This window comes from Pseudodesulfovibrio halophilus DSM 5663, from assembly GCF_059568665.1.
In genome coordinates this window covers 348,214-362,435 of sequence record NZ_JCANTV010000009.1, presented here as the reverse complement: position 1 = coordinate 362,435, position 14,222 = coordinate 348,214, and the positions used below count along the sequence as shown (strand labels likewise).

General features: G+C 63.2%; 12 protein-coding genes. 3 read left to right on the top strand and 9 right to left on the bottom strand.

Annotation, left to right across the window (positions count from 1 at the left end; all coding sequences use genetic code 11):
* Positions 1–58 precede the first annotated feature (58 nt).
* Both BR24_RS06490 and BR24_RS06485 read right to left on the bottom strand, forming a co-directional pair.
* On the bottom strand, positions 59–1,321 hold the full coding sequence (locus BR24_RS06490; protein ID WP_496540680.1) for a glycosyltransferase family 4 protein: 1,263 nt from the start codon (positions 1,319–1,321) through the stop codon (positions 59–61).
* On the bottom strand, positions 1,318–2,520 hold the full coding sequence (locus BR24_RS06485; protein WP_496540679.1) for a glycosyltransferase family protein: 1,203 nt from the start codon (positions 2,518–2,520) through the stop codon (positions 1,318–1,320). The genes BR24_RS06490 and BR24_RS06485 overlap by 4 nt, the downstream gene beginning before the upstream one ends.
* 214 nt (positions 2,521–2,734) lie before the next feature.
* Here BR24_RS06485 and BR24_RS06480 point away from each other — a divergent pair, with 214 nt between their 5' ends.
* Complete coding sequence (locus tag BR24_RS06480; RefSeq protein WP_496540678.1) at positions 2,735–3,496, top strand: polysaccharide deacetylase family protein; 762 nt, start codon at positions 2,735–2,737, stop codon at positions 3,494–3,496.
* Positions 3,493–4,353: a GNAT family N-acetyltransferase gene (locus tag BR24_RS06475; protein WP_496540677.1), complete on the top strand. Its 861-nt coding sequence runs from the start codon at positions 3,493–3,495 to the stop codon at positions 4,351–4,353. The genes BR24_RS06480 and BR24_RS06475 overlap by 4 nt, the downstream gene beginning before the upstream one ends.
* 55 nt (positions 4,354–4,408) lie before the next feature.
* On the opposite strand, the gene BR24_RS06470 is transcribed toward BR24_RS06475, so the two are convergent.
* A complete protein-coding gene (locus BR24_RS06470; protein WP_496540676.1) occupies positions 4,409–5,389 on the bottom strand; it encodes a potassium channel family protein in 981 nt (326 codons plus the stop codon).
* A gap of 1,032 nt (positions 5,390–6,421) precedes the next feature.
* Positions 6,422–8,032 carry a sodium:solute symporter family protein gene (locus BR24_RS06465; protein WP_496540675.1) on the bottom strand — a complete coding sequence of 537 codons (1,611 nt, stop codon included), beginning with the start codon at positions 8,030–8,032 and terminating at the stop codon, positions 6,422–6,424.
* 82 nt (positions 8,033–8,114) lie between these two features.
* Here BR24_RS06465 and BR24_RS06460 point away from each other — a divergent pair, with 82 nt between their 5' ends.
* Entirely contained in the window at positions 8,115–8,591 is a 477-nt protein-coding gene (locus BR24_RS06460; protein WP_496540674.1) for an HAD family hydrolase, read from the top strand.
* Between the two features lie 8 nt (positions 8,592–8,599).
* Here BR24_RS06460 and BR24_RS06455 read toward each other — a convergent pair whose 3' ends face one another.
* From BR24_RS06455 to BR24_RS06435, 5 genes are all read right to left on the bottom strand, one after another.
* Positions 8,600–9,376, bottom strand: coding sequence for an HD-GYP domain-containing protein (locus BR24_RS06455; protein ID WP_496540673.1), 777 nt, complete (start codon positions 9,374–9,376; stop codon positions 8,600–8,602).
* Between the two features lie 4 nt (positions 9,377–9,380).
* Complete coding sequence (locus BR24_RS06450; protein WP_496540672.1) at positions 9,381–10,163, bottom strand: NmrA family NAD(P)-binding protein; 783 nt, start codon at positions 10,161–10,163, stop codon at positions 9,381–9,383.
* Between the two features lie 82 nt (positions 10,164–10,245).
* The gene (locus BR24_RS06445) at positions 10,246–10,503 is read right to left on the bottom strand and encodes a hypothetical protein (protein WP_496540671.1); all 258 of its coding nucleotides are present in this window, start codon (positions 10,501–10,503) and stop codon (positions 10,246–10,248) included.
* A gap of 43 nt (positions 10,504–10,546) precedes the next feature.
* Entirely contained in the window at positions 10,547–11,548 is a 1,002-nt protein-coding gene (locus BR24_RS06440) for an asparaginase (protein ID WP_496540670.1), read from the bottom strand.
* 85 nt (positions 11,549–11,633) lie between these two features.
* Positions 11,634–14,219 (bottom strand): [protein-PII] uridylyltransferase family protein, encoded by a 2,586-nt coding sequence (locus BR24_RS06435; protein WP_496540669.1) that lies wholly within the window; start codon positions 14,217–14,219, stop codon positions 11,634–11,636.
* Between the last annotated feature and the right edge of the window lie 3 nt (positions 14,220–14,222).

Genomic DNA, 14,222 nt, shown 5'->3' with positions numbered 1-14,222 from the left:
CTTAAGCGGTCGCCCTTTTTATGCCGTGAAGTATGCTGTTACCTGCTGCGGAGTGCGTTCAGGAGCGCCCCGGGCAGGGGACCTGGTGGGAAATGTAGATTTCCCCGAGGTCGTGGATGAGCTTTTCGTTGTCGAACACATCCAATACCTTGCTTCGTGCCGCGGGGATGATCTTCGCGCGCAGGGCCGCGTCGGTGAGCAGGCGTTGCATGTTGTCGGCCAGCGCCTCGGGCTGATCCGGCGGGCAGAGCATACCGGTCTCTTCGTGGCGCACCAGCTCGGGGACGCCGGAAACGTCGGTGGCCGCCACGGGGACACCTATGGCCATGCTCTCCGCTACCACGTTGGGGATACCGTCGCGGTCGCCGTCTTGCGCCATGCGGCAGCCCAGAACGAACAGGTCCGACCTGCGGTAATGCTCCAGCACCTGTTCGTGGGCGATGGTGCCGGTCATCTCCGTCACATCGCGGAGGTCCAGTTCGCGGATCCAGCCTTCCACCTTTTCGCGGTCAGCGCCGTCTCCGGCCAGCACGTAGCGCACGTCAAGCCCGCGGTCACGCAGGGTGCGAAGCGCCTTGAGAACGGTATCGAGGCCCTTTTTCGGCACGAAGCGGGCCACGGTCATGACCGTGTAGGGCGGCTCGGCCTCGGTGGGCCTCCCTTCGGGATCGAACAGCCTGAGGTTGATTCCGTGATAGACGCAGTGGACGGGCTTGCTCGCCGGGGCGATGCCGGAGAGGTGTCGCTCGTTGTACTTGGTGCAGGTGACCACGAACTTGGCCAGCTCGAGCTTATCGGCGAAGCGCTCGGGGGCCTGCGTGTAAATGTCCTTGGCGTGCGCGGTGAAGCTGAACGGCACCCCTTCGAGGTGCGCCGCGTACATGCCCACGGTGGTGGGGGTGTGCGCGAAGTGGCAGTGCAGATGCGCCAGCCCCATGCCCTTGGCCTTGCGCACGAGGAAGCAGGCCTGCATCCAGTGCTTGAGCCAGGTGTGCTTCTTGGGGGCGAGCCGAAAGCGTTTCGCCATGAGGGCGAGGCCAGAGAGGAACCGGCCGGGCCGCTCGACCATGCAGGCCAATGTGTTCCACAGCATGGCGGGCAGTCCGGCGATCATGGACTCGGGAAGATAGGTGACCCCGGCCCGGATATGCCGCACGGAGCCGTGGGTGAAACTCTCGCGAGGCTCACGCATGGAAAAGATGTGGATATCGAACCCCATCTCCTCAAGAAGCCTGATTTCGTTGGAAATGAATGTCTCGGAGATTCTGGGATAGCCCTTGAGGACCATCCCGAGTTTCATGCGTTCCGGTTCTTCGCTCATTTGTCGCAATCCTCGGACCGGGCCGTGCGCTGCTCCTCCCGCCGCTCGAGAAACCGCTCGAGACGCGAGCGCATGAACTCGAGCCCGGTCATGGAAAAATCATTCATGGCCTTCTGGTAGGGGGAAGGGTCATCCAGCATGGATTCGACCTTCTCGCGCATCAGCTCCGGCGTGACCTTGTTCCACTGGATGAAGTCGATGAGGCCGCTCTCCTTGAAGACCTCCGCACGGATGAGCTGTTCGCGGCGCGGGGTGTCCCGGGGGATCACCAGCGCGGGCTTTTTCAGGGAGAGAATCTCGCACATGGTGTTGTAGCCGCACATGCCGATGACCAGATCCGCCGAGGCCATCTTCTTTTCGATGTTCTTGACGAACGGCACGATGCGCACGTTCAGCTTGCGGGCGCGTTCTGCCAGCGCGTCCAGCATGTCGGACGGCAGGAACGGTCCGGTGATCATGAGGGTCCGAAAACCCACGGTGCCGTTCTGCTCCAGCATCTTCAGGTAGGTGTCTAGCACGGGATACCCGTCGCCCCCGCCGCCGATGGTCACCACCACCAGCTTTTCCTTGCGGCGCGGCGCCCGGATCTTGGGTACGCGCCGGGGAATATAGCCCGTGAAATGCGTCTTGGCGGCCACATCCTCCGGGAATCCGTACTCTTTCACCGGGTCGAACATTCTCTGCTCCCCGTAGACCCACACCTCGGAATACAGGTCGCGCAGCACTTCGTAATACTTTTTGCGCTTCCATTCCGCGCGGGTGCTTTCTGCGTCGTCGAGGATGTCGCGCAGGCCCAGCACGATGTCGGTCTGAGGGCGGCATTTGCGGAACCAGCGAAGGATGGGCAGCACCTCGCCCTTGAGCCCCACGGGCACCTTGTCGACCACGAACAGGTCGGGGTCGAACGCCTTGGTGGTGGCCGTGATGATCTTTTTGCGAATGCCGATGGCCTTCTTGGGGTCCACCTTGATGGAATGCGGGACGTAAACCTTGTTGCTCTTCTTGATCATGCCCGGCACACGGACGAAATCAATTCCCTCCGGGACGCTGAAGCGCCCGACGATGGGGGAGCCGGTCACGATGAGGATGTTCACCTCGGGGCTGACGAGATGGCGAGCGATCGCCATGGTTCGGCGGATATGGCCGAGCCCGTAGGTGTCGTGCGAGTACATAAGAATATTGAAGGTGCCCGAGCTCATGAAGCCGCCTGGGAAAAAAGTCGATTATGCAAAACAATGGCACCCTAACCCCGAAGCACCATCATGTCCATAACATGGCGAAAAGAGCCCTCCTACGCGTGGCTCGAAACGGCGCATTCTATATTGCAAAAGGGACGGCGCGGCAGGTCAGCTCTGCCCAAAAGAGTTGAAATCCCCAACAGTTCTGCTAACAATCTGTGGCCGCGAGGTTAGCATGGAACAAGGTCTGGAAGACTCCCTTACAAGCATGCTCGACAAGCTTTTCGCTCAGGGGGCGACGTTCTGGTGGCGCGATGACGACGCCGCCGAACCCTCTCCTGCGCTTGACCGCCTGCTGGAAATCTCCCGCAGCAGGAGCTTCCCCTGCGCCCTGTCCGTCATCCCGGCAGCCACCGGCCCCGCGCTGGCGAAACGGCTGGAAAACCACCCTGAAATATCCGTCATACAGCATGGGTACGCACACACAGACCATGCCCCGAAGGGGGCGGGCTCGTGGGAGCTCGGCGCCCACCGTCCCGTCGAAGAGGTGCTGGCCGAGCTCGATCAGGGCCGTCGGATTCTGCGAGAACTCTTCGGCTCCCGTTTCGTGCCCGCTCTGGTCCCCCCATGGAACAACATCGCCCCGGAACTGCTTCCGAAACTGCACGACAAAGGTTTCCTCGGCCTTTCCGCCGATGCCGACGCCCCGCCGCCACCGACGCCCGGGCTGATTCACGCCCATGCCCACAGCGACCTGCTGCGCTGGAAGAAGGGGCCGGCCCGCTTTGCGGGCGAACGCAAGGCAGTGAACCCCATCGTCGAGGAGCTGCAGCGACAGTCGACAGGCGCACACCCCGGCCCCGTGGGGATCCTCACCCATCACCTCGAGATGGACGAGGCGGCGTGGTCGTTCCTTGAATCATTATTGGACGTTCTGAACAGCCACCCGGCCGCGCGGTCCGTATCCGCGGCCAGCATCTGGCAGGAGAATTCATGACAGCCATCATACGAACCATGGAGATGAGCGACGTGGAGGAGGTCTGCACCCTGCTTCACACCCACATGAACCCGAACTTCTCCCCGGAACGCTGGGCCGGGCTCTTCGTGCGCGACTGGTGCATCGCCGAACCGGAACTCGGGCTCGTGGTGGAGGACAAGGGGGAAATTGTCGGCTTCCACGGTCACGTCTGCTCCAGACGCTGCATCGACAACGAGTGGAAGCGGTTCGTCAACTTCACCTCGTGGTATCTGCGGAAAGAATATCGTGGTCAGGGGCTGGGCACAGGGCTGGTGAAGAAAGCCATAGAACGCCCCGACACCACCTACACCGTCTTCTCGCTCTCGCCCAAGCGCATAGAACTCTTCAGGAAACTCGGCCTCAAGCCCCTCGACACCCAGCGCCTCGTCTGGAGAAAGCGCGATCCGGAGATCGTCATCTGCGTGGACGACGACCCCGAGTCCATCCGCTGGAAGGTGGAATGCGAGCACTCACGCGTCATGCTCGACAACCTGCCCTACAACGTCAAACCCTACCTCGTCTCCACCAACTGCAACCAGTGCCTGCTCATCACCAACGAGGCCGTAAAGGACGGCGGCGTGCACTATCACGACGTACTCTACCGCTCGAATCCCACTTTTCTCGCCGCTCACGCGCAAGACATCGCCAACGCACTGCTCAAGGACGAGCACCACGTACTCGCCGCCGACAGACGTTTTCATCCCGGTCCGCAGCCCCTCGAAGCCTGCGTGGAGACCATCGCGTCGCCCAGGTTCTACCTCTCCGACGAAGTGCCCCCGGAATGCGTGGACATGCTTTATTCCGAATTGCAGCTGTTGGACATGAAGCTCGACTAAGTCCAGCGCCGGGGCTCCGCCTACCCTTTGCGGACGCACCCACGCTGAGAGGAAATCAGCTCATGGCCTCCGGCCCGTAGAGCATTTCCATGAAACGGTCCAGATTGTCGCGCGGGCCGATGGCAATAAGCGTGTCGCCGGCGTTGATCGGCTCAAGCGAGGATGGGTTGTACACGCGCGACCCGTTGCGACGCTGGATGGCCACAATGATCAGGTCAAAGTCGTTGCGGATGCTGGAATCCATGAGCGTACGATTCACAAATGGCGCATCCTCGGGCACATGCAGTTCCTCCAGCTGCAACGGAAGCCCGCCCTCGTTGTTGATGGCGGTATCCAGAAAATCCGTGATGGTCGGACGAAGAATGTTCTGAATGATGCGCACCGCCGCACTGGCATAAGGCGAAACCACATGGTTGGCCCCGGCATGGTACAGCTTCTTTTCCACACCCTTGGTGTTGGCCCGGGCACTGATGAATATATCCGGATTGAGCGCCCGCGCCGTAACTACGATAAACACGTTGTCCGCGTCCCGGTTCACCAGTGAAATGACCGCCTTGGCTCGCTCAACCCCCGCCTCGACCAACGCCTCCTCGTCCGTGGCGTCCTGATCCAGATAGGTGATGCCCGCCTCCCGGCAACGCATCAGCGCATGTTCCTCTCGCTCCAGAACCACCAGCTCCTTGCCGTTTCGCTGCAACTCCGCAGCAACGATCTGCCCCATCTGACCATGACCGCAGATGATGTAATGATCCGAAAACTTCTGAAGCTTCTTCTGCACCTTGCGCCTCCGATACAGTTCCAGCCCGTTGGCATCCAGAAAGATGTTGCCAATGGCCGCAGCCGTGGCGGCCACAAGCCCGAACCCGAAAAAAATGAGGATCAACGCAAAAACGCGACCCTCGTCATGCAACTCGAACGGAGCGACCGTCGTCAACGTACCAATAGTCAGGTACATCGCCTCGATCACGGAAATCCTCTCCAGAACCATGAACCCGGCAATGCCGAAGACAAACAGCAACAGCAAAGAAAACAACAAGATCTTCGCGTACCGTATCTTTCTGGAAATAGAGCTCAAATCCATGAACAACCACTATTGGCTGAACCGCCCAACTGTCAAGCCAAGCATGACAACGGGGGGGGTGCCTCCGGCGGGCAGGGGCTCCGCCCCTGCACCCCGGCAAAGGGGCGGACCCCCCTTTGCAATCCCCGGGTTGTCAGCGGAGTTGCAGCAGCCGGGTTCATGCGACCGCACAAGCCGCGTCCAAGCTGCACCTCCGTTGACGGGGATTTGAGTTCTGTGCGTCTTGGCTGACGAATTATGTTAGCCAGATTCGTCAATCGGAACGTGTTCGGTGCACAGATTCCCCCACCAGAACTCACAATAAACCATCCTGTCCCGCTATCCAAGTGTCGCAGCAATGCCTCCGGCGGGCCTTTCAGGCGGACCAAAGGGGCGGGCCCCCTTTGGAATCCCTGGGTTGTCAGCGGAGTTGTAGCGCAGAGGTCATGCGACCGCGCAAACCGCATCCAAGCTGCACCTCCGCTGACGGGGATTTGAGTTCTGTGCGTCTTGGCTGACATATTATGTTAGCCAGATTCGTCAATCGGAACGTGTTCGGTGCACAGATTCCCCCACCAGAACTCCCAATAAATCATCCTGTCCCGCTACCCAAGTGTCGCAGCAATGCCTCCGGCGGTCCTTTCAGGCGGACCAAAGGGGCGGGCCCCTTTGGAATCCCTGGGTTGTCAGCGGAGTTGCAGCGCAGAGGTCATGCGACCGCGCAAACCGCATCCAAGCTGCACCTCCGCTGACGGGGATTTGAGTTCTGTGCGTCTTGGCTGATGGAGATTCATGTGTGAACTTTCTGGACTGATCAGTTTGATACTCCCTAGGCGCTCCCTGTCACTTGTGATCAGCGACCGCCGTTCGCCCCCGCCAAGCCGCCTACGCTTTGAGGCTTTCCGAAAGCCTCAAAGCGGCTTGGCAAGCCAAAGGTTTTTGGGAGATTCTTAAGAACCCTTTTGCAAAAGGGTTCTTAAGCCCCCGGAGGGCCGCCGGGGGCTTTTCCTAAACTTCGCTCCAGCACTTATCGATATGTGACCGTTCGTAGGGTGCGCTGAATTTGCTGACTGTTACAGCGATGAGTGCGGCAGCGGGCAGCGCCATGACGTTGGGGTCGATGAATTGGAGCATCCATGGGTATGCGTTCTGGGTTGCGGTAGAGACGAGGGTGGGGTGTCCGGTGAGGGCTTCGCAGAGGCCGATGCCGGAGGCGGATTTTCCGTGGATGAAGAGCATCCAGAACATGGAGCAGGCGAAGCCGCCGAGCATGGAGGCGATGGCTCCGGCGCGGGTCATGCCTTTCCAGAAGAGGCCGAGCAGATAGGCGGGCAGAAAGGTGGCGAGGCACAGGCCGAAGAAGAATGCGGTGGCTCGTGCGATGATGGAGCCGGGCAGCACCCATGCCCAGACGAGGGTGATGAAGACGGTGGCTGTGACGGCGTAGCGGGCCACTTTGACGGACGCGCTGGAGCTCGTGTTGGCGTATTGTTCGTATACGTCGCGGCCGAGGGAGGTGCCGCCCACGTGGTATTGCGAGGCCAGGGTGCTCATGGCGGCGGCGAGCATGGCGAGCAGGAACAGCGTGGAGTACCAGTGCGGCATGATGGTTTCGATGAAGGTCGGGATGATCTTGTCGAGGTTGCCATCGGCCATCTGGATGCTTATCTTGCCGAATTGTTGGTAGAAGATGGCGTTGGTGAATGCGCCGACTGAGTAGATGACACCGGGAATCAGCAGGATGAAGAGTGTACCGTAGATGACGCCTTTTTCGAGTTCGCGGTCGTTGGGCACGGTCATGAACCGCACCACGAGCTGCGGTTGTGCCAATACGCCGAGGCCGACGCCGTAGATGAGGGTGGTCCAGATCACCATCCACATCGGCGAGCCGGGGTCGGCCCCTTGTGTCCAGCCGTTCATGCCGAGCGCCTGCAGCTTTTCGGGCATGAGGGGGGCCATTTCGGACAGTGTCTGGAGGCCCTCGGAGAAGCCGCCGAGCATGTTCCAGACAACGTAAAGGAGCACGAGCATCATGCCTACCATGATGCAGCCTTGAAAGGCCTCGGTATACATGACAGCCTTCATGCCGCCGGAGATGACGTAGACGGCCAGCAGCAGGGTGAAGCCCACGAGCGCGAAGTGAAAATCGAGGCCCAGCGACACTTCGAGCATGCGGCAGATGCCGATGAGCACCGCGGCGGCGTAGAGCGGGATGAACGTGAAGATGGTTCCGCCGGCGAATGCCTGAATGAAGCGGGATTTGTAACGCCTGCCGAGCAGCTCGGGGAACGTCTCGGCATTGAGGGCCAGCCCCATGCGGCGGGTGCGTTTGCCGAATATCAGCATGGCGATGACGATGCCGACCACGATGTTGAGCACCATGAGCCAGAGCAGATCGAGGCCGAACATGGCAGACGCGCCGCCGAAGCCGATGATGGCGCTGGTGGAGATGAAGGTCGCGCCGTAGCTCATTGCCATGACGAAGGATTTCATCTTTCTTCCGGCGAGCATGTAGTCGTCGGAGCCGGTGGTTTCCTTCCAGCCGCGGTAGCCGAGGTAGAAAACGACGGCGAAGTAGGCGAGGGCGGTGACGATCTTGACGGTAAGGGCGCTGGGCATGGCCTCTCCTGCGAAATGTTTTCGGAAAGGGATACTGGTAGTCGGCGCAGCCGTAACCTGTCAATCGGACTGGAGGTAATTCATGGAGATATTCATACCCGGAATGGGGAACCTGAGACCCGAGACCGTCGTGGTCGACTACAACGGCACCATTGCGCAGGACGGGAGCCTGCTCCCGGGTGTGGCCGAGCGTCTCGAACGGCTGGGCGGGTTGACGCAGGTGGTTATCCTCACTGCGGACACCCACGGTGACTGTGAGGCCAAACTGGCGGGCCTTCCCGTAATTGTGGAGGTCATCTCCCCGGCGGAAGGTTTGGGTGAGGACGAGGCCAAGCTCGCCTATGTCGAGTCCATCGGCGACTTCTCCTGCGTGGCCATCGGCAACGGGCGCAACGACGGTCCCATGCTCAAGGCCGCCGCGCTCGGTATTGCGGTGGTTCAGCGCGAAGGGGCTTCGGTGCGCGCTCTCACGTCTGCCGATGTGGTGGTGAACGACGTGCTGGACGCCTTCGATCTGCTCCTGCGTCCGGACCGTCTGCGGGCCACGATGCGACGTTAGGCCGCGGATCAGGACTCAAGGCCGTTCTCTTCGACTTCGGCGACGAAGGCTTCGACCACTTCAGGGTCCAGCGCGGCGCCGGAGTTTTCGCCGAGAATGCGGAAGGCGTCTTCCGGCGGTCTGCCTCTTTGATAGGGGCGGTCCGTGGTAATGGCGTCAAAGCAGTCTGCCACGGCGATGATGCGCGCTCCGAGGGGAATCTCCTCCTGAGCCAGTCCGCGGGGATAACCCTGCCCGTCGAGGCGTTCGTGGTGCGCATGGACGTATTCGAGGGCCGGGCCGAGGAATTCGAGCCCGGCGAGGATGTCGAAGCCCCACTGCGGATGGCTGCGGATCTCCAGCATCATGGATTCGTCCGGGCTCATGTCGTCGTCGCGGAACATGCGGTCTGAGAAGCCGATCTTGCCGATGTCGTGCAGCAGTCCTGCCACGCGAAGGTTTTCGCACTCCCTGCGCGGCAGGCCCATGCGTCGGCCGGTGCGCATGGAGTATGCGGCGACGCGTTCGCCGTGGCCCTCGGTGTACTGGTCGCGGGCGCCAAGGGCCTGCGCAATGGAGGTCACGGTGCGAAGGGCGTTGTGCTTGACGGTCTCGTTGAGCTGCTGGAGGTGCTGTTCTCTGGCTTCGATGCGGACCATCATGGTCGCCACGGCCTCGGCGATCTCCTGAATCTCCACGGGGTGCTCCGGCCCGGTGAGGTCGAGAATCTCTTCGGAGTAGTTGCCCGCAGCGATGTCGCGGATGATTCTGATGAGCCGTGTTCTGGCTTCGCGGGGACCGGGCATGGGGCTACTCCCGTTCGAGGGACGCGAGGTAGTCGGCGTAGGAGCGCGGGTCACGTCCGGTGATGTGACGGACCGCGCCGGTGACGTTTCCGGCCATGCCGCGTTTGGCGATGCGTGACAGGCTCAGGAGCATGTTCCGGGACCATTCGTCGAAGCCCTGCTCTGAAAGCACGGCCAAATAATCATTTTCTTCAAGATCTTGAGCTTCAGGGCGCTTACCGGAAACTTCACCCATTGCGCGGGTGAGGTCCTCCGTGGCGAGCCCTTGCGGGCCGGTGACGGCATAGGTCCTGCCGTTGTGGGCTTCCGGGTCGGAGAGGATGGACTGCACACAGGCGGCGAGGTCCCGGCCGTCGAGATAGCTCACGGCGGCATCGCCGCTGGGAACGCGCAACACGCCGTTCAGCTCGCCGGGCGTGGGCAGGGTCTGCATGAGCATGCTGGGGCGCAGGATGGTATAGGGCAGGCCGGATTCCTCCACGGCCAGATCCACGCGACCGAGCTCGCGGCCGAGCCTCCAGTGCGCGTCGTTGGCCGAGGCGTAGAGCGAAATGCGGATCACATGGCCGATTCCCGCCTCTTTGGCGGCGTTGACGAGTCCAAAGCCCTGCCTGACGAGCGTCTCTTCCAGAGGAGAAACGAGCGCGAGGACATCCGCATCGCGCATGGCCTCGACCGGATCGGTGTCAGGCGCGTCCGTGACGATGTCGACGCCGGTTCCGGCAAGCCCCTGGGATACGGCGCGTCCGGCAGGGGTGTCTGCTGCAGCGAGAAAGAGTCTGGTCATGTGGGTCCCTCCGTCGAGTTCTGGCCGGTTCTGGTGGAGGGAGGATGGTACGCTTTCGTACGAAAAAAGAAAAGACGCCGCGCTAATGCGCTTCCGCGCCTTCCGGCATGGTGTCTTCCTGCTCGTCGTTCATGCGGACGATCTGGGTGCTGAACGAGGTCTCGCCGGGCTTGCAGGACGGGCAGCCGTCGGAGATGATGGCGCAGTGCTCGTCGATCTCCTCGTCCGCGATTTCCGCGGCGTCCAGAATCTTTTTGGTCTGGCCCGGCCCCCACAGGATGGGCTGGCCGCACTTTCCGCATTCCACGTATATGAGATCGGGATCGTATGTTTTTGTCATGCCGGGAATGTAAGCATCCTTGACCGGGAATGCAAGGAGCGCCCTACTCCCATTCGACAAACAAGCGGCGGACCTCTTCGGGGGTACCGGCCATTGCCAGCGTCAGCATCAGCCGAATGCGCGCCTTGGGCCCTCCCATGCGGCGCGAGAGGATGACCCCTTTCGACTTGAGTTCCGCGCCGCCGCCGGGATACCCGTAAACAGGCCAGACCCCGCCCTCGATGCAGCGCGTGGCGAGCACCACCGGCACTCCGGCGTCGAGGCAGCGTTGGACGCCGGGCAGGGCGCCCGGGGGGATGTTGCCCGCTCCGAACCCTTCCACCACCAGTCCGCGCGCTCCGCTCTCCCGCGCCTGATCGAACGGCAGGGAGTCCATGCCGCTGTAGCAGGTGATGAGGGGGACGCGCGTCTCGAGCCGCTCGGCAGGGAACTTGCGCCTCGGCTCGGCCGCCAGCGGACAGCCCGCGAGGATAACCTCTTCCCCGGCCACATAGCCAATGATTCCGGCCTCGCGGGAGTCGAACGCGTCCACGTTCAGGGAGTTGATCTTGACCGCCTCCCGGGCCGGGAAGATGCGGTCGGTCATGAGCAGCGCGGCGCCGGTCCCGGGGGGCAGCGGCAGGAGTACGGTCCTCACCGCGTTGAGCAGGTTGCGGATGCCGTCGTATCCGGTCTCGGAGTAATAGCGCATGCTCCCGGTGAGCACCACGGTCTTGCGAGTGTCCACCACCAGATCGCACATGTAGGCGGTCTCGGCCAGCACGTCGGTACCGTGAAGCACGACCGCGCCGAGGCAGTCGTCCGCGTCCACGGCCTGCTGGATGTCGCGGGCGAGGCGGAACATGTCTTCGGGCGTCATGTGCGGGCTGGGCTTGTCGGACCACAGCACCGGCTCGAGGCGCACGCCCTCCGGCGGCGAGGCCAGTTCGTTGAGCAGCCGGGAGAAGTTGTTGCCGGGGGCGACGCCCTCGTGCCCCTCGCCGGGACTCATGCCGATGGTTCCGCCTGTGAAGAATACCTTGATGACGCCGTGCCGCGTGCCCATGCCTGCCTCCGTGTTCGCTGGTTACGCGGATGCAATGGCAGAGAACCGCGTCGCTGGCAAGTCTCCGGCATTGCCGGGGATGCGCTCAGGACACTTCTCCGGCCCGCACCAGGGCGCGCCGCAGGTCGCGGAGTCTCGGGCCGTCGGTGAGCTTGGAGCCGTCCGCCTCGCGCACCCGGAACACGTCCAGCGCGCGGCCGGAGATTGTCGAGACCCGCGCGGAACCGATGTCCAGGCCGAGCTCGGCCAACACCCGCGCGAGATCGTGCAGCAGCCCGATGCGGTCCGAAGCCGAAATCTCCAGCAGGGTGAACGCCGGGTCCGCCTCGTTGTCTATGCGCACCGAGAGCGGCAGGTCGGGGCCGCGGCGCGGTGCCAGCAGGGAGCTTCTCTTCTCCGCAAGCCTGCCCGCAACGTCCAGTTTTCCGGCCATGGCCCACGAAATATTGGAGGAGAGCCGCTTCAGCAGGCCGTCATCTGGCGCGGAGCCGTTATCCCGCCCCACGGTGAACACGTCCACGGCGGTGCCGCCTCCCCATGTGAAGATGTCCGCCGACAAAATGGAAAGGCCGAGCAGGGCCATGCAGCCCGCCACGGTGGAGAAGAGCCCCGGCGAGTCGTGCGCCGCTACCGTGACCTCGCGCACGTCCGGGACCGGGCCGAAGGCGCTTCGGATGACGTTCACCCCGATACCGCCCTTGCCGCCGGGCTTTCGCACCCTGTCCCGGGCCACGGCCGCGTCCAGTTCCGCGACCATAGCGGCATGTTCCGCCAGCGTCGCCGGGGTCAGCCTGCGACGCGCGGGGTCCGGTATGCGGGAGAGCATCTGCGGCTCGACGTCAGGGATGGTTTCGGATGGCGGAGGCTCGGTTGGTCCGCCGCAAGCCGAATCCCGACAGCCCTTTTCCAGAAGGCTTCTCGCCGAGATGTAGAGCCGCTCCCGAAGCGACCTGTTCCAGCTGCCGGATACCTTGGGGCCGGTGGCTTCGGCGTCCGCTGCGGTCAACAGGTGCAGCATGTCCAGCCGCCGCACGGTGCCGCAGGTTCTGGCCACGGAATCCGCCGCTCCCTGATCCTCGGGGTCGTGTCTTGCGGCGGTGGCAGGGAGCAGCAGGTGGTTGCGCACGAGGAAAGCCACGTCCTCAATGGTCTCACGGTCATACTCCAGCTGCCGCAGGGAATCGCGCGCGAGCATCTCTCCGGCCTGTTCGTGGTCCGGTTCCTCCTTGCCCAGATCATGAAACATCGCCGCGGGCAGGAGCGGCTCGGGGGCTTGGATGCGGTCGGCCAGAGCGCTTTCCGTGCCTCGCCGTCCCGCGAGCATGTCGCCGACGGCGGCGCAAGTCGCCAGCGTATGCCTGCCTACGGGATGCACGTGGATGTCATCGAACTGCACGAAATGGCGCACGCGCGCAAAGGGCGGCAATACCGCCCCGAGCAGTCCGGTGCGTGCCAGCGGCAGGACCGCGCTTCTGGCGTAGGGCAGCGTGAACAGCTCCACGATGCGCCGGAACAGGTCTGGGTCGTGGTCCAGTATTTCCGCCTGCCCGGCCACCGCGGCGGAAACCGCCCGTCTCGCGCGCCAAGACAGGGGGATGCCCGTGCTCGCGGAGGCGGTAAAGATGTCGAGCAGCCTGTCCGGTTCCGGCGACCCCTGCGAAAAGCGTAACCCTTCCGGTTCGGCCGAAATGCCCGGAGGCAGCCCCTGCGACTCGTGACGCTGGCCGGCCACGTGCAGCACTGCGGCCTCGCGCATGGCCGCCACGTTGCCGAGCACGCTGTGCAGGCGGGTCAGGAAGAATTCCACGGCGCGGCCCGCCTTGTCCGCCTCGTCGTCGGGAGCCACATACCCGAGCAGCGTCGCCACTTGTCGTTGCAGGTCGAAATGCAGCCTGTCCAGCCCGCGTCCGGCGGCGTGATGCAGGGCCGTGCGCACCCGGAGCAGGAAGGCCTCGTGTCGCCGAAGCCGCGCCATTTCCTCCGGCAGGAACGGATTGCGGGACGGGGCGATGCGCACGAGCCAGTCCACGGTCTGCACATCCCGCAGGCCGCCGATGCCGTTTTTGAGGTCGGGCTCGAGCAGGCTCGCGGAATCGCCGAACGTCTCCTCGCGGGCGCGGGCTTCGGACGCCGCGGCGCGCGCAACGGCTCGCTCGCGGCCGTTCACGGCCTTGCGGTGCACGGTGCGCAGCAGTTTGCCGAAGGTCTCCTCGTCGCCGCACAGAAGCCGGGCCGTCAGCAGGGAGGTGAGCACCTGAAAATCCGAGGCTGCCAGAGACGCACAGTCCTTGACCGATCGGACTCCATGGCCCACTTTGAGGCCCACGTCCCAGAGGGGGTGAAACAGGGCTCGCGCGAACCGTTCGGCCTCGCCGGGGATACGGCCGGGGTAGATTACCAGCACGTCGATGTCCGAGCCGGGGCAGAGGGTGCGTCTGCCGTACCCGCCCACTGCCGCCACGCAGAATGATTTGGCCCTGAACGCTCCCTCGCAGACCAGTTCCTGAACGCGCTGCCGGAAGTAGGTGTCGGCGGCATGTCCGAGTGCTTCGGGGAAGCTCTGCGGCACCCGTCTGGCGAGTCCGCTCAACAGGGTCTCGCGGGCTCGTTTCAGGGTCTGCGCGCTTGAAGCTGGCGTCTCGTTCGGGGCTTGTGATATGCTGCTGCTCATTGC